The following is a 16,180-nucleotide window of genomic DNA, read 5'->3' on the forward strand; positions in this document are numbered from 1 at the left end:
GAATGTCCCGCTAGCACGGCGAGGCGCCAGTCTCAATCATACGAGTGATTAAATCAGGTGATTGACTTTTTAGCTGGCGGTATCCACCCTCCCGTCATCAAGGCCGAAGGGAGAAAAAGCCATGTCGCAAACGACAGGCCGTCCACGGAATATCGCCGAGATGCCGGCACAGCGAGCCAGCGAGCCGACGACCGCGGCGCAGGCGCGTGGCCGCTTTTTTAACACCGGTAACGCCTTTGATGTTCAGTTGCCGCCAGTTCCCGACTACCTGTTCACCACGGAGGCCGTCGCTGCGCTGGACCCCGCCGCGCCAACCGGCTTGACCGCCTGTGATCTGTCGCAACAGCTCGCCTGTCCGTTTCCGGCCACCACGCCGCTGGTGCTGGCCCGTTATGCGCGCATCCGGGCCGGAGACACGCTGACAACCGAATTCGCCGCCAGCGGCATCATCTGCTACGTCATCCGCGGCGCCGGCCATACCGATAGCGGCAGCGAACGGATTACCTGGAACGCCGGTGACCTGTTCATCCTGCCGGGTGGTCCGTCCTACATCCATACGGCCGCGGCCGACGCCGTGTTGTGGATCGTCACCAACGAGCCGCAGCTTGCTTTCGAACATCTGCGTCCACCGGCGGACGGCGACGCGCCCACGGCGATCGTGCATTTCACCGCCGACGAGATCGCACGCCAGATCGGCCTGCTCTACGAGATCGGCCGCACCGAGGAAACCGCTGGTTCGGCGCTGATCTTTTCCTCGGCTCAACAGGAAGCCAGCCGCAACATCCTGCCCACCCTGACGGTGGCGATGAACTCGCTGCCGGGCGGCAAGTCGCAGCGGCCGCACATCCACAACTCGGTCGCCGTCAGCCTGATCATCAAGGGCACGCAGTGCTATTCGGTGATGGACGGCCGCCGCAAGGATTGGGCGCAATGGGCGACCAGCATCACGCCGCCAACCGCCGTGCATTCGCACCACAACGGCGGTAACGAGCAGGCCATGTTCCTGATCGTGCAGGACGGCGGCATCTTCTACCACGCCCGCGCCATGGGCTTCGAATTCGCCGAACATCCCGCGCAGGCCACCCAATCCGTTTGATTTGCTTCCGGAATAAGGTAACGCCATGTCAGCCCCGACCGAAGCCATCTCCCGCCTTGAAATTCGCAGACTGCACCCGGCCTTGGGCGCCGAGGTGCGCGGCATCGACATGCGCCGGCCGCTGGATGCGGACACGGCGCGCGAACTGCAGGATGCCTGGATGGAACACCTCGTCCTGGTGTTTCCCGACCAGCACATCTCGGATGCCGAACACGTCGCCTTCACCCGCTATTTTGGCGAGCCGGAGATCTTCCACCAGAAGATCATCCGTTCGGGACGCGTGCAGGAGATCTTCCGGGTCTCCAACGTGGACGAGGACGGCATCCTGATGCCGCCCGACCATCCCGTCGCGCAGCAGGTGGCGCTGGCACAGTTCTGGCACACCGACAGCAGCTACCGGGACATCCCCTGCACCGGCGCCCTGCTGCATGGCGTCGAGGTCAGCCGCACCGGCGGTGAAACACAGTTCACCAACATGTATCTGGTCTACGACGCGCTGCCGGAAGACTTGAAGCGCCAGGTCGATGGTCGCAAGGCGCAGCACAACTTCGGCCACATGCACACGCAAGCCGCGCTGAAGCCGCTGACCGAGGCGGAAAAGGCCGCGATGCCGCCGGTCTGGCAGCCGATGGTCCGCAAGCATCCCATCACTGGCCGCAAGTCGCTGTACATCAGTCCGATCTACAACGATGCGGTGGAAGGCATGACGGCCGAGGATGGCAAGCGGCTGATCGCGCGATTGACCCAAATCGCGGCCGATCCGCGTTTCGTCTACACGCACCGCTGGGAGACCGACGAGGTGCTGATGTGGGACAATCGCTGCAGCATGCACCAGGTCACGCCGTTCGATCCGCATGAGCGCCGGGTCATGCACCGCACCACCATCATGGGCCAGGATCGGGTCATGGCCGGGTGACGTGAAACCCTCTGCACAAAGCAGCCGGTAACCGGCAACGCCGGAGCGGGTGAGGAACAACAATGACCAGGATGACACGCCGGACATTGGTCGGCACCCTGGCGGCGGCGCCGCTCGCCAAACCCGGGATCATTCGCGCGCAGACCGCCTCGGCGCCGATCAGGATCGGCTTGCTCAGCGATGTGGGCGGCCCGTACCAGGACGTGGGCGGCCCGGGCAGCAAGGTCGCCGCCGAGATGGCGGTGCAGGATTTTGGCGGATCGGTGCTCGGCCGTCCGATCGAAGTCCTGCAGGCGGATGACCAGAACAAGGCGGACATCGCCAGCGCGCTGGCACGCGAGTGGATCACGGATCAGGGCGTCAATGTGTTGGCGGACGGCGCCGCATCGTCGGCTGGCCTGGCCATCCAGCAGATCACACGTGACAAGAAGCGCATCTTCCTGATGAGCACGCCGACCGCCACCGCGTTGATCGGCAAACAGTGCTCGCCCTACGGCTTTCAGTTCGCCGCCGACACCTACGCTCTGGCGAAAGGCGTCGGCGGGGCGCTCTCCAAGGCCGGCGGCAATACCTGGTTCTTCATCACCGCGGACTACGAATTCGGCACCTCGCTGCAGACCAACACGGAGCAGTTCATCAAGCAGGCCGGGGGCCAGGTGCTGGGTGGCGTGCGCGCGCCCCTCGGCACCGCGGACTTCTCCAGCTATCTGGTGCAGGCAGCCGCCTCGGGCGCCAAGGTCATCGGCCTGGCGAACGCGGGCACCGATCTGCGGAACTGCATCAAGCAGGCGGCCGAGTTCGGCATCGTCAAGCACGGCCAACGCCTGGCGACGCTGCTGATGATGGTTCCGGACGTGCTGTCTCTGGGGCAGGACGTCTGCCAGGGCCTGGTGCTGACCAACTCGTTCTACTGGGACCAGTCGCCGGGGACGCGCGCCTGGACGCAACGCTACGTGGCGAAAATGAGCAAGCCGCCGACCGAGTACAACGCCGGGATGTACGCCGGCGTGCTGCACTGGCTGCAGGCGGTGAAGGCCACTGGCACGCTCGACGCCGACGCCACGGCCGCGAAGATGCGGGCGCTTCCGCTGGACGACTTCTACAACAGCAACGTTCGCATCATGGCGAACGGCTGCGTGCCGCACACGATGTATCTGTGGGAGGTAAAGCCCGCGGCGGCGGCGAAGCACCGTTGGGATCTCTTCAACCTGATCGGGACGATGCCAACGCCGGATGCCTACCCACCGGCTGGCCTGTTCGGCTGTCCGCTGAGCCCGGCCTGACATGAGAGCACCCTACAGCCGGACACTGGCCGACCTGCTGTTCGAGCAGGCGGAGCGCCACGGCGCCGGCCCAGCCGTGATCTGTGGCGATCGCGTTATCTGCTACGCCGACCTCGCACGGCGGGCGGGCCGGATCGCCGCGGGCCTGCGCGGCCTGGGCGTGCGTCGCGGCTAGCGCGTCGGCCTGTTGATCAACAACCGGGTGGAATGGCTGGAAGCGTGCTTTGGCGCAACGATCCTGGGTGCCGTCGTGGTAGCGTTCAGCACCTGGTCGACGCGCGACGAACTGGGCTGGCTGCTGGCGGATTCGGACGTTTCTGTCTTGCTTGCGCTGGATCGCTTCGGCGACCAGCATTTCGCCGCTGACCTCCGTACGCTGATACAAGATCCCGCCGCCTGCCCGCATCTGCGCGACGTCGTTCTGCTGGGCAAAAGTGAAGCTGGCGCCTTCAAATCCTATGCCGAACTGGCGGCGGCCGAACCGGTCGGGCCGCTGCCGCCCGGTGCAGGACCCAGCGCCGCGGACGACGCGGTTGCCATCTACACGTCGGGATCGAGCAGCCGGCCAAAGTCCGTTCCGCTCACGCACTACGGCATCATCGAGAACGGCTTCAACATCGGCGAACGCCAGGGCTATCAGCCGCATGACCGTGTGCTGCTGGCCCCGCCGCTGTTCTGGTCATTCGGGTGCGCCAACGCGATGTCCGCGGTGCTGACGCATGGCGCCACGCTGGTGCTGCAGTCCAGGTTCGAGGCAGCCGAGGCGATCACGCTGATCGAGCGCCATCGCTGCACCGCGTTGTACACGCTGCCCTCCATCACCGCGGCCATCGTGTCGCATCCCAGCTTCCGGCCGGACCGCGTCGCCACGCTGCGTACCGGCCTGACCATCGGCTCCCCGCAGGACGTGATCACCGCGGCAACCAACCTCGGCGCCCGCGAGATCTGCAACATCTACGGCCAGACCGAAAGCTACGGGAACTGCTGCGTCACGCCACATGATTGGCCCCTGGAGCAACGCGCCGCCTGCCAGGGACCGCCACTGCCAGGGATGAAAATTCGCATCATCCATCCGGAGACTGGCGCAACCCTGGTGCCGGACGAGATCGGCTTGATCGAGGTGCGCGGCTACATCCTGCGAGGCTACCTCGGCAGCAGCGCCAGCCAGGATGCTGCGGCACTGACCCATGATGGATACTTCCGCACCGGCGACAGCGGCCATCTGACCGCCAATGGACATCTGGTGTTCGCCGGCCGCGTGTCGGAGATGATCAAGAAAGGCGGCATCAACGTTTCTCCCGCGGAGGTCGAGGACGTGCTGATGCGCCATCCCGCTGTCGCACAGGCCGGCGTCGTCGGCGTTCCCGATCGTCAGCAGGGCGAACTTCTGGCCGCCTTTGTCGTGCCGAAGCCCGGCAGCAGGTTAATGCCCGATGAACTCGCGGCGCACTGCCGCGCCGTGGCATCGCGCTACAAAGTGCCTGACATTATCGAGATCCGAGACGCGCTTCCGGTCACGCCAACCGGCAAGTTGATGCGGCGCGATCTGAAGCGGATGGCGGCGGACCTCGGCCGTAACGCGGAGGCACCCGCATGAGCCAGGAGGCATGGGGACGCTGGGGCGCCGACGACGAGCGCGGCGCGCTGAACCATATCGGTGCCGAGCAGGTGCGACGTGCCACCGCCCTGGTGCGGACCGGAGAAGCCGTCAGCCTCGCGCAGCCGCTTTCGCCGCGTACGCCGGTGCCGAAACATCGCGCCGGCATCCAGCATTTCATGGGGCGCGACGGCGGCGATTACGCCGCGGGCGCGCGCCGTCCGGGCGGTTTTCAGTTCGCCGAGGACACGGTTGTCATGCCGCTGCACATCGGCACGCATATCGACGCGCTGTGTCATGCCTGGTGCGACGATTGCCTCTACAACGGCTTTCCTGGCCAAGGCACGCGCAGCACCAGCGGCGCACTGCGTTGCGGCATCGACAAGATGCCGCCGATCGTGACGCGCGGTGTTCTGCTCGACCTGGTTCGCCTGCATGGCGGTCCCCTCGGCCGACGCGCCTCGATCGGCCGCGGCGACCTGATCCAGGCGGCGGAAGCGGCATCGCTGACAATCGAATCCGGTGACGCGGTGCTGATCCGCACCGGCTGGCAGGAAAGCCTGCCGCCTGTGGCAGACGTGTCATTCGACGAGGAACCGGGCATCGATGTCGAGGCCGCGCTGTGGCTCGCGGAAGCCGGTGTTGCCATGGTCGGTGCGGACAACTTCGCCATCGAGGCAATTCCCTTCCCGGCGGGAACCGTCTTTCCCGTGCATCAGCGGCTGATCCGTGACTTCGGCATTCCCTTGCTGGAAGGCCTCGTTTTGCAACCCTTGGCAGCGCATGACCGCGGCCAGTTCCTGTTCGTCGCATCCCCGCTTCCGCTGGTCGGCGGCACCGGGAGCCCGCTGGCGCCAGTCGCCGTTGTCTAGCGATCCGCCCCTTGCCAAGCTCATGGGTGCCGAGGTGGTGAAGATCAAACCATGGCGAAGCGGCGGGCTGCGCCTGCTCGGATCACGCCGCATGGCCCAGGTCCTGTTTCCGGCGTGGGCCGATGCCTGTCCGCCCGCCCCACGAGGCGAAATGACAACTAGGGAGCGACACGATGCCGTATAAAGTTCAACCCGGCGTGATCGGCTGCGCCATCCGGCCGGCGATCGGCGGCCGGGATCGATCGCTGGAGGAAGTGATCTACGACACCGCGCAGCAGGCGCTGGCCGATGCCGGCATCACGATCGAGGACATCGACGGCATTGTTGTCGGCTGCAACGACCAGTTCGACGGACGAGCGATCTCGGTCATGATGGCGTCCGCCGCCGTGGGCGGGGTCGGCCGCGACATCATGTCGACGCCATCCGGCTCGGAACACGCGTTCATCCTGGGGGCGCTGCGCGTCGCCTCCGGCCAGTTCCGCACACAGCTCGTCGTCGCGTGGAGCCCGACGGAAGCCTCCTCGATACCGGAGGCCGAACGTCTCGGTGCCGATCCATATTTCCACCGGCGGCTGCCATTGGACGAACTGTCGGCGCATGCGCTGCAGGCGGCGGCACTGGAGCATACGGTTCCCGGTTTGCACGACGTGGCGGCGACGGTGGTCGCGAAGAACCGGAGTCACGGTGACGTCGCCTATCCCGATCCAGCCGAACGTCCGGCACCCGGACCGGCGCGCTGGCCACTGGTGGCCGGCAGTACGACAAGTCCGGTCACCGGATGCGTGGCCCTGGTGCTGGCCACGGCCGACTTCATTACGGAACGCAACATGCAAGACGTGGCCTGGATCCGCGGCATGGGCTGGGCGACAGAAACAAGTTTCCTGGGGGACCGTGACCTGGGTTCGGCGCCGGCCCTGCGGGCGGCGGCCGAACAGGCCTATGCCGAGGCAGGCATCACCGATCCGCTCACGCAGCTTGATGTGGTGGAGATCACGGATGCGACGCCCTATGCCGAACTTCTGGCGTATGAGGCGCTGGGCCTGTGCGGCCGGCAGGATTGGGCGGCCCGTGCCGGCGACGGAACATTCGCGCGGGATGGTCGGCTGCCGGTCAACCTGTCCGGCGGCGTGCAGACCTTCAATCCGGTGTTCTGCACCGGCCTGATCCGGTTCGCCGAGGTCGCCAATCAGGTGCGCGGACATGCCGGCAAGCATCAGCACCCGAATGCGCGCAACGGCCTGGCGCACGGCGGCAGCGGCTTCGCCATGCAATATCAGGCGGCCATCGTATTTGGCCGCGAGCAGGGAGCACAGGCATGAGCACCGATCGCGTCGGCATCATCGGCATCGGACAATCGGCGTTCACCGCGCGCCGCGATGATGCAAGCTATCCGGACCTGGTGCGGGAATCTGTCGTGCTGGCGATGAACGACGCCGGGCTGGCGTTCGACGACATCCAGGGGGTTGTCTATTCGCTGTCGCCGGACGCGATGGTGGGCATCGGCAACGCCGAGCGGCTGGGGGTGGATGCGGTCGGTGCGCGGAACAAGCGCTTCCTGCGCATCAACACCGGCGGTGCGACCGGGATTTCCAGCGTCGCGGCGGCATATTACCACGTCGCCTCCGGCGCCTGCGACGTCGTGCTGACCGCCGGCGCCGACAAGGTCGGCGAATGCGGCGATTCCCAGACCGTGCTGAACAAGATCTGGGACCCGACCTATGAGCGGCAGTTGCCCCTCGGCACCATCAACATGCTGGGCATGTCGGCGATCCGCTACATGGATTTCTACGGCCTGACCGAGGAAGACATGGCACGCGTGACGGTAAAGAACCGCCGGCAGGCCGCGCTCAATCCCAACGCGCATCTGCGCAAGGTCGTCAGCATCGACGACGTGCTCGCGTCGCGCTACATCGCCTGGCCAGTAAAGCTGATGGATTGCTGCCCGCAGTCAAGCGGCGGCGGCGCGATGGTTCTGGCATCCGAACGCTTCATCAAGGAGCGCAAGCTGGACGCGGTATGGATCACCGGCCTCGCCCACTGTTCCGAGTCGTACTGGCTGGGTGACCGGATGGGCAAGAACCCCGCGGCGGACCATGCCGACGCCTTCGCGCTCGCCCGGTCCTTCCAGCGCGCCTACAAGATGGCGGGGATCACCAGCCCGAATGAGCAGGTGCATGTCGCCGAACTCTACGCGCCGTTCAGCAACACCGAATACCATGCGATCGACGCGGCCGGCTTCTGCAAGCCTGGCGAGTCCATCGCGATGCTGCGTGAAGGACAGTTCGAGCTGGGCGGCCGGCTGCCGGTGAACCCCTCGGGCGGAACCCTGTGCACCAACGCGATCGCCGTCACCGCGATGATCCGCGTGGCGGAAGTCGCCCTGCAGGTCTGGGGCCGCGCCGGCGCGCACCAGGTCGAGGGCGCGCGGATCGGAATTGCCAGCGGCAACGGCGGCGATCATCAGTTCTTTGGGACAATGATCGTGGAAGCGTAGCCAATTTTATTCGATCGCACGACTCATGCGCCCTGAACGTTCCGCTCAGCGCGATCATGCTCTAGGGAGACCAACAATGGAACTGATGACCCGCCAGGAAACCTGGAACATCACCTACAACCACGCGCTGGGCGAGACCGCGAGCTGGTTCTACGCCCAGATCCGCGACAACGCGAAGATTTATGGCCGGCGCTGTGCCGCCTCGGGTCGCGTGCTGGTGCCGCCGCGCTCGTTCTCCGACCAGACATTGCAGCCGACGACCGAGTGGGTGGAGGTCGGACCCGGCGGACGCATCGAGACGTTCACCATCGTGTATGAGCAATTCCAGAACCTGCCTGATCCGCCCTATGCATTTGGCTACGTGCTGCTGGATGGTGCCGACACCGCGCTGGGCGGCTTCTTCAAGGGCATTGATCTGACGGACCCGGCGAAGGCGGCAGCCAAGCTGAAGCTTGGCACCCGCGTCATCACCAAATTCGCCGAACAGCGGACCGGCGACGTGCTGGATTTCTGGTACGAGATCGCCTGAGGGCACAACCTGACCGGCACAAGCGGAGACATCGTATGCAAGACGACAGCATGACCGCCGAACGTCCAACCACCGCCCACATGACCCAGGCCGAATGGGACCTACGCGTGAAGCTCGCCGCGGCCTACCGCCTGGTCGAGCACTACGGCTGGACGGAACAGATCTACGGACATCTGACCGCACGCGTTCCCGGCGCGGAAAACCACTTCCTGATCAACCCGTGGGGCCTGAACTATGAGGAAGTCACGGCGTCCAACCTGGTGAAGATCGATGTCGACGGCCAGGTCGTCGGCGGCGGCGAACACGCGGTGAACTACGCCGGGTTCATCATCCACTCGGCGATCCACATGACCCCTTCGAACGAGAACCATGTGGTGATGCATACCCATACACGGGCCGGCATGGCGATCGCCGCGCTGCGGGAGGGCCTGCTTCCCATCTCCATGTTCGCCACGGTGTTCCACAACAGGCTGGGCTACCACGCGTATGAGGGTGCGTCGCTATATCCGGACGAGCGCGAGCGTATCGTGCGATCGCTTGGGCCGCACAAGGCGATGATCCTGCGCAATCACGGCCTGATGGTGGTCGGCAAGACCGTCCCGGATTGTTTCCTGCGACTCTATCGTCTGGAACGCGCATGCCAGGTCCAGGTGGATGCAGCCGCCGCCGGAACCCTGGCGCCAGTCTCGCCGGAGGTGGCCGACCGTTCCGCCGCCGACCTCGACAGCTACCAGGCCATGCAGCCGAACGCCGAGGGTGAGATCGAGTTCGCCGCGCTGATGCGCAAGCTCGACCGGATTGATGACAGCTACCGCCACTGACGTTCACTTGCTTGATACTGCTGTCGAAACGCCAGGCCGTTTCCGCGGGTTGGCAAATTGGAGAGTAACCAAGATGTCCGAAACGATGGCAGAAGCCCGCGCCACTGCCACGCCACAGCCGAGGCAGTACGATGTGGTGGTGGTCGGTGGCGGCCTGGGCGGCCTCTATGCGCTGCATCGGCTGCGCGCGCTGGGGCTTGCGGTGCGGGTGTTCGAAGCCGGTTCAGGCGTCGGCGGCACCTGGTTCTGGAACCGCTATCCCGGCGCGCGCTGCGACGTGGAGAGCATGGAGTACTCCTACTCGTTCTCCGACGACCTGCAACAGGAATGGACCTGGCCGGAGCGCTACGGCACCCAGCCGGAAATCCTGCGCTACATCAACCACGTCGCGGACCGCTTCGACCTCCGGCGCGACATCGAACTCAACACGCGCGTGACCGCAGCACTGTTCGATGCCGAAACCAACCGCTGGACCCTGACGACCGACAAGGGCGAGACGATCAGCGCGCGGTTCTGCGTGATGGCAAGCGGCAATCTGTCGACCCCACGCGTGCCGGACTTCAAGGGCCTGGAGCGCTTCCAGGGCAAGTGGTACCACAGTGGCCTGTGGCCGCACGAAGGCGTGGATTTCTCCGGCCTGTGCGTGGCGGTGATCGGCACCGGTTCCTCCGGCGTGCAGATGATCCCGTTGATCGCTGCGCAAGCCGACCATCTGACAGTGTTCCAGCGCACCGCCAACTTCAGCCTGCCGGCGCGCAACGCCCCGCTCGATCCCGAAAAGGAACGCCGCCACAAGGAACAGTACCAGCAGCGTCGACGCGCGGCACTGGACACACCGTTCGGCATAGCCGGCCATCCCGCGCCAACCCAATCCGCACTGGAAACAACCAAGCAGGAACGCCAGCGTGCCTATGAGGCGAAATGGGCGGAAGGCGGCAGCATCAGTTTCCTTTACTCCTACACCGATCTGCTGGTGAACCAGGCGGCGAACGATACCGCGTCGGAATTCATCCGCCAGAAGATCCGCGGCATCGTCCGCAGTCCCACCGTGGCGGAGATCCTGGCGCCGAAAGACCATCCGATCGGCACCAAGCGGCTATGCCTGGACACCAACTACTACGAAACTTACAACCGTAACAATGTGTCGCTGGTGGACGTCAAGGACGACCCGATCACCGAGATCACCACGACTGGCCTGCGGACCCGCGACGGCGAGCATGGCCCGTTCGATGCGATCGTGTTCGCGACAGGCTTCGACGCCATGACCGGCGCGCTGCGAGAGATCGACATCCGCGTGCGGGGTGGCGGCGTGCTGGCCGACGAATGGCAAGGCGGCCCGCAAACCTATCTCGGGCTGATGATGGCCGGTTTTCCCAACATGTTCGTGGTCACCGGCCCAGGCAGTCCGTCGGTGAAGACACAGATGATCCTGGCGATCGAGCAGCACACCGACTGGATCGCGGACTGCCTGCAACATCTGCGCGCGCATGGCTACCGCCGGATCGAAGCCGACCGGCAGGCGCAGGACGACTGGGTGCGGCACGTCAACGACGTCGCTGACAGCACGCTCTATCCGCTGGCGAATTCGTGGTATGTCGGCGCGAACATCCCCGGCAAGCCCAGGGTGTTCATGCCCTATGTCGGCGGCTTCTCCGGCTACAAGCGGAAATGCGACGCGGTGGCCAGCAATGGCTACGAAGGCTTCCTGCTGTCGCGGTAGCGTTCGGCAGGATTGTTCAGGGAAACCAACGGGAGGAAACAATGACCCAACGTGGCGAGCGGCTTGCAAGCAAGGTAGCGATTGTGACCGGCGGGGCCTCAGGCATCGGCGCCGAGACGGCCCGGGTCTTCGCGCATCAAGGTGCCTCCGTCGTGCTGTGCGATGTGCAGGACGAACTGGGACAGGCGGTTGCAAAGGAAATCACCGATGCCGGCGGCGTCGCCGAATACCAGCGGCTTGATGTTTGTTCCGAATCGGCATGGGCCGCGCTGGTCGAGGCCGCCGAGGCGAAATACGGCAAGGTCGACGTGCTGGGCAACATCGCCGGGATCTCTGGCAGGCCGACGGGCGTGACGGTCCAGACCGGCACGATCGCCGGCACGTCGCTGACGGACCAGACGCTGGAAGGCTGGAACCGGATCATGGAAGTCAACGCGACCGGCGTGTTCCTCGGCACCCGCGGCGTGATCGCCGCTATGCAGCGAGCGGGCGGCGGATCGGTGATCAACATCTCCTCGATCTGCGGCATCGTCGGCTCTTTCGCCAATGCCGCGTATCACGCGTCGAAGGGCGCGGTGCGCATCTTCTCCAAGTCCGTCGCGATCCAGTATGCCAAGGACCAGATCCGGGTGAACTCCATTCATCCGGGTTTCGTCGACACGCCAATGGCGCGGCCCGGCCTGCTCGGCAATGAAAGCGGCAAGGCCCGCATGGATGCCACGCCGCTCGGCCGGTTTGGCAAGCCGATCGATATCGCCATGGGCTGCCTCTACCTGGCATCCGACGAAGCGGCCTGGGTGACGGGCAGTGAACTGGTGATCGACGGCGGCATGACCGCGAACTAGACGAGCGACGAACCACGGAAGGCGGAGCTTGATCGCCTATAAGTTGGCGAAAAGCACCTTTTCGTGTTGTAGCAACCAAGATCTCTACGAAGCCGCCGCCGACGAGCCATCAGGGGGTGGCAAAATGCCGGAACTGCTTGGCAACAACGGTGCGTTCGCACCAGATTATGCGCCAGAGGAAATGTTCGAGATCGCCAGGAAGCTCTGCAAGAAATCGCGCTAAACGCGGCAGCGGTTTCGCTATCTGAAGCACGTCTGGCGTCAGTTCATGCCGCGCGCTAGACCCGTGGCGACGACTGGTGCTGGTTTCGGTATCGTGTCTCGCCGCGGCCATCAAGTATGCTACTCATGCCTGGCAGGTGGGGCGACCCGCCCGCTGGCGTGTTTCCGCAATGGCATAACACGCCGCAAATGCACATCCGTATGGCAGCGGAAATCCGTGGCTGCTCCGTCCAGGACGTTATCACGAATTTCGCCATCCAAGACCGTCACCCCGGGAAAGCCGCCCGTCGGATTGGACCAGATCCCCGAGGCACGGACACGCCCGTCCTCACCCACGGTTCCCGTCATCTGAGTCCTACGGCTGAACAAGGACATGGCAAAGTGACCGCTCGTCACCTGTGCCGCGAGGCTGCCCTGCCGTTCAGTAATGCCACAGGCCTCCAGCCGATCGGACTGCCGCGTCCCAACATAGCGGCCGTCGTGCAGGGGCGAGGGGATTGGGTCCGTGGCTGAGCAGGCTGCGAGCCCCAGCGCTAACACGGCGGTGGATACCATCCGCAGGTATTCCACTTAATCTGCGGCCAGTTTGGAAAACATGGTTCTGCCCCTCGGGTAACGGCACCGGGTGTCGGAGCGCCTTGTGCTGCAAGCGGACAACATCACCGGCCCAGACCGGGATGCGGTTTATTATCTTAGTGTAGCGGTTTCAACAGGTTGCAGGTCAAGGCGCGCCCTTGTTAATTGTCCGTCAACCGAGATGAGGCCTGAGCGGGCAGCTTTTTTCAACCTCTTTGCGAACATTCGCGACAGTAGACGGTTTGTGGGCGTAAGAGAGGATGTTCGCAGAGCGGGCGCCATGAAACAGCCATCGTATAGGGCGGCCATAGTCTCGCTACTGCAGCTATATGGTGGAGCGCGTTATCAGATATAAAGGCCAGCCCAAACCGCCCACCTGTATATGTGGCTGCGGTTGATTAAAACGTTATGATACCGGTCCGACATGCGAGAGAGACAGGCGAGACAGAGGAGATAAGGTGATCCGCTCATGACCCTTGTCGTAGGATGCGCAACGCCGGATATCGGCTTTCTGGTCGCTGATACGCTTCTTAGCTTCGAGTTCGATCTTAAGGGGCGCATTGGCCCAGTGAATGGGGAATCCCACGCACTGAAGATTCAAGTTCTCAATCCCACTACTCGGTTGCCTTCGCCGGCGATGTTGCGGCATCCCTTGATCTCATCGGGACGCTGCATGCCAAGCTGAGCGCAAACCCCCTGATAGATCCATGTGAAGAGCTTTTCGCGTCGTATAGTGGGTTAGCCCTGGCGGCACCGGCACCCGATTGCGATTTTCTCGTCTTGCAGCTCACTGCGGAGGGGAAAAAATTGGCGCTGATCACACGTGACGGAGTGATCTACTGCGCCCGAGCCTACATCGGTGACGCCGCCGAATATAAGCTCATGAGGAAATTGGAGCGCCCCTATTCCGCCCCCGCAGTACGCCACGTTCAACAGCCTGATGGCACTTCCCGTATCGTCCCCTTGGTTCAAAGCATGGGAGAAAATTACTTTGCCGAAATTTCCAATGCTATGGAGGCACTGACTCACCGCCGCCTCAGTTCATCGGTCGGCGCAATTGCCGGTTGCGTCACACGTGTTGTCGATGCAAGAATTTCGGGGGAACTGGAATATCTACAGTCAGTCGAGGCGTCGGTAACTCCATGGGAGGGAAATTCCGGCTTTTCCCTTCTTGCCTCTAACTGTGGCGTGCGCGGCATCGGTATTTACTATCGATCAGGGAAAATGGGCTTCCTTTTTGTGGTTGGTGATCGCGAGCCGTGCCGCAAGGAATATGCCGAAACAATACAACAATTCATCGGGGTGGCACGAGCCAAATACGGACTCAAGCTGGAGGGTGGAACCTGGGATAAGTAGTCTACGTCTTCGAGGCGTCAAAACCATAAGCCCCGTCATTATAAGTCGGGGTTTCCAGATATCGGTTGTGTCCCCTCCAACCAGTGTATTACCCGAGTACCCGAATGTTTGCAGTCCGCCCCAAGCAGGCCGTTGGAAGCAGACTGATCTTCGCCGAAACCAGACCGTCGTGTCCTCGGGAAGCCAAGAAGATCGCTCCCACAGCCCGTCCAACCGTCTGTGCAGCGGCTACACCGGGTCCCAATCAAACAGCGTCTCCGACGTATCCAGCGGCATGAACCCCGCCCGCAGCGCGGGCACCGCGACCGCGGCGATGCTCTCCGGCGTCCAGCCCTCCGCCCGATGCACGATGCGGATCGGCCGCGGCGAACTGAACAGGATCAGCTCGTGCATCCGCGTGCCGAACACCTGGCCGGTGACGTCCTTCGCCGCATCCGAGCACAGGAACACCGCCAGCGGCGCGTTCTTATCCGGCGTCATGCGCTGCAGCTTCTCCACCGCCACCTTCTGTTCCGGCGTGCTGGTGGGGATCGAACTCGTCATCCGGCTCCAGGCCCATGGCGACAGGCAATTGGACCGCACGTTGTAGCGCCGCATGTCCAGCGCGATCGACTTCGACAGCGCCGTGATGCCAAGCTTGGCGGCGGCGTAGTTCGCCTGGCCAACATTGCCCACCAGCCCGGACGTCGAGGTGATGTGCACGAACGCCCCGCTCTCCTGCGTGCGGAAATGCTCCGCCGCGGCGCGCGAGACGAAGAACGACCCGTTCAGATGCACGGATATGACCGACAGCCAGTCGTCCTCGGTCATCTTGTGGAAGATGCCGTCGCGCAGGATGCCGGCATTGTTCACCACCGCATCGATCCGACCAAAATGATCCAGCGCCGCCTGCACGATCTTCCGCGCCGATCCCCAGGCCGCGACCGACTCGGTGCAGATTTCGGCCGAACCGCCCTGCTGCTCGATCAGCGCCTTGGTCTGCTGCGCGGGTGAGGCGGAGCCGCCTTCGCCGGACAGCGACGCGCCGATATCCGCGACGATCACCTTGGCGCCCGCCCCGGCCATCATGATGGCGATCTCCCGCCCGACGCCGCCGCCGGCGCCGGTGACCACCGCCACCTTCCCCTCCATCATGCCTGCCACGATGCCGCCTCCCCTTGCCGCCGGTTTGCCCGATCGGGCGCCACGCCGCAGAATGACCGGCGGAGAAGGAAACGTCGAGCCATGCAGGGCCTCAATCCAGGGCGATCGCTTGAGTGGTTGAGGGATTCCCGTGCGGGCTAGAATCGGATTCATAGGAAGCCTCTCATCAGGAGGTCTCTATGTCCATGCCAAGCCAGCCCTGCTTCTTGTCCCACTTCGCGGCCCTCCGGGACCCGCGCCAAGCGACGAAGGTGCTATATCCTCTACCGGAAATCCTGTTGCTGATGCTCTGCGGGACCATCGCCGGTGCGGACGACTTTGTCGAAATCAGCCTGTGGGGCAGCGAACGCCAGGGCTTCCTCCGCCGTTTTCTGCCGTTCAAGCACGGCATCCCGAGCCACGACACATTGTGCGACGTGATCGCGGCGATTGATCCTGAGCTGTTCAAGACATGTTTCCTGACCTGGGTAGACGGGTTGCGGACTGACACGCCCGAGATTATCGCGATCGATGGCAAGACCTCGCGTCGCAGCCATGCCCGCGGCAAAGGGCGTCTGCCGCTGCATACGGTGTCCGCCTGGGCGACGCGTCAGCGATTGGTCCTTGGACAAGAGGCGGTGTCGGCGAAATCCAATGAGATCACCGCCATTCCTGTGCTGCTGCGTCGTCTGGAACTGGCCGGCGCGTTGGTGACCATCGATGCCATGGGC

General features: G+C 64.1%; 16 protein-coding genes. 15 read left to right on the forward strand and 1 reads right to left on the reverse strand.

Annotation, left to right across the window (positions count from 1 at the left end; translation table 11 throughout):
• Nucleotides 1-121 precede the first annotated feature (121 nt).
• The 14 genes from ACQY4S_RS16265 (at nucleotide 122) to ACQY4S_RS16330 (ending at nucleotide 14,327) form a co-directional block, all read left to right on the forward strand.
• Nucleotides 122-1,096, forward strand: a complete 975-nt coding sequence (locus ACQY4S_RS16265) for a hypothetical protein (RefSeq protein WP_428486228.1) — start codon at nucleotides 122-124, stop codon at nucleotides 1,094-1,096.
• 25 nt (nucleotides 1,097-1,121) lie between these two features.
• Entirely contained in the window at nucleotides 1,122-2,012 is an 891-nt protein-coding gene (locus ACQY4S_RS16270; RefSeq protein ID WP_428486229.1) for a TauD/TfdA dioxygenase family protein, read from the forward strand.
• 62 nt (nucleotides 2,013-2,074) lie between these two features.
• The gene (locus tag ACQY4S_RS16275) at nucleotides 2,075-3,295 is read left to right on the forward strand and encodes an ABC transporter substrate-binding protein (RefSeq protein WP_428486230.1); all 1,221 of its coding nucleotides are present in this window, start codon (nucleotides 2,075-2,077) and stop codon (nucleotides 3,293-3,295) included.
• A gap of 1 nt (nucleotide 3,296) precedes the next feature.
• Nucleotides 3,297-3,470, forward strand: coding sequence for a hypothetical protein (locus ACQY4S_RS16280; RefSeq protein WP_428486231.1), 174 nt, complete (start codon nucleotides 3,297-3,299; stop codon nucleotides 3,468-3,470).
• A gap of 12 nt (nucleotides 3,471-3,482) precedes the next feature.
• Nucleotides 3,483-4,892, forward strand: coding sequence for a class I adenylate-forming enzyme family protein (locus ACQY4S_RS16285; RefSeq protein WP_428486232.1), 1,410 nt, complete (start codon nucleotides 3,483-3,485; stop codon nucleotides 4,890-4,892).
• Entirely contained in the window at nucleotides 4,889-5,764 is an 876-nt protein-coding gene (locus ACQY4S_RS16290; RefSeq protein WP_428486233.1) for a cyclase family protein, read from the forward strand. The genes ACQY4S_RS16285 and ACQY4S_RS16290 overlap by 4 nt, the downstream gene beginning before the upstream one ends.
• Nucleotides 5,765-5,937: 173 nt before the next feature.
• The gene (locus tag ACQY4S_RS16295) at nucleotides 5,938-7,083 is read left to right on the forward strand and encodes a thiolase family protein (RefSeq protein WP_428486234.1); all 1,146 of its coding nucleotides are present in this window, start codon (nucleotides 5,938-5,940) and stop codon (nucleotides 7,081-7,083) included.
• Nucleotides 7,080-8,258: a thiolase family protein gene (locus tag ACQY4S_RS16300; protein WP_428486235.1), complete on the forward strand. Its 1,179-nt coding sequence runs from the start codon at nucleotides 7,080-7,082 to the stop codon at nucleotides 8,256-8,258. The genes ACQY4S_RS16295 and ACQY4S_RS16300 overlap by 4 nt, the downstream gene beginning before the upstream one ends.
• Before the next feature lie 76 nt (nucleotides 8,259-8,334).
• Nucleotides 8,335-8,787, forward strand: coding sequence for a Zn-ribbon domain-containing OB-fold protein (locus ACQY4S_RS16305; protein WP_428486236.1), 453 nt, complete (start codon nucleotides 8,335-8,337; stop codon nucleotides 8,785-8,787).
• Nucleotides 8,788-8,822: 35 nt separating this feature from the next.
• Entirely contained in the window at nucleotides 8,823-9,608 is a 786-nt protein-coding gene (locus tag ACQY4S_RS16310) for a class II aldolase/adducin family protein (protein ID WP_428486237.1), read from the forward strand.
• A gap of 73 nt (nucleotides 9,609-9,681) precedes the next feature.
• Nucleotides 9,682-11,328: a flavin-containing monooxygenase gene (locus ACQY4S_RS16315; RefSeq protein WP_428486238.1), complete on the forward strand. Its 1,647-nt coding sequence runs from the start codon at nucleotides 9,682-9,684 to the stop codon at nucleotides 11,326-11,328.
• A gap of 41 nt (nucleotides 11,329-11,369) precedes the next feature.
• The gene (locus tag ACQY4S_RS16320; protein WP_428486239.1) at nucleotides 11,370-12,173 is read left to right on the forward strand and encodes an SDR family NAD(P)-dependent oxidoreductase; all 804 of its coding nucleotides are present in this window, start codon (nucleotides 11,370-11,372) and stop codon (nucleotides 12,171-12,173) included.
• A 28-nt stretch (nucleotides 12,174-12,201) separates the two neighbouring features.
• The gene (locus ACQY4S_RS16325; RefSeq protein WP_428486240.1) at nucleotides 12,202-12,396 is read left to right on the forward strand and encodes a hypothetical protein; all 195 of its coding nucleotides are present in this window, start codon (nucleotides 12,202-12,204) and stop codon (nucleotides 12,394-12,396) included.
• A gap of 1,382 nt (nucleotides 12,397-13,778) precedes the next feature.
• On the forward strand, nucleotides 13,779-14,327 hold the full coding sequence (locus tag ACQY4S_RS16330) for a hypothetical protein (protein WP_428486241.1): 549 nt from the start codon (nucleotides 13,779-13,781) through the stop codon (nucleotides 14,325-14,327).
• 228 nt (nucleotides 14,328-14,555) lie between these two features.
• Here the strand turns inward: ACQY4S_RS16330 and ACQY4S_RS16335 are convergent, their stop codons facing one another.
• Nucleotides 14,556-15,461 carry an SDR family NAD(P)-dependent oxidoreductase gene (locus ACQY4S_RS16335; protein WP_428486294.1) on the reverse strand — a complete coding sequence of 302 codons (906 nt, stop codon included), beginning with the start codon at nucleotides 15,459-15,461 and terminating at the stop codon, nucleotides 14,556-14,558.
• A 188-nt stretch (nucleotides 15,462-15,649) separates the two neighbouring features.
• Between ACQY4S_RS16335 and ACQY4S_RS16340 the strand changes: the two genes are divergently transcribed.
• Nucleotides 15,650-16,180: ISAs1 family transposase (locus ACQY4S_RS16340; RefSeq protein ID WP_428486242.1), on the forward strand; the 531-nt coding region annotated here is incomplete at its 3' end.

This window comes from Rhodopila sp., from assembly GCF_965276935.1.
In the GTDB taxonomy this organism is placed as follows: domain Bacteria; phylum Pseudomonadota; class Alphaproteobacteria; order Acetobacterales; family Acetobacteraceae; genus Rhodopila.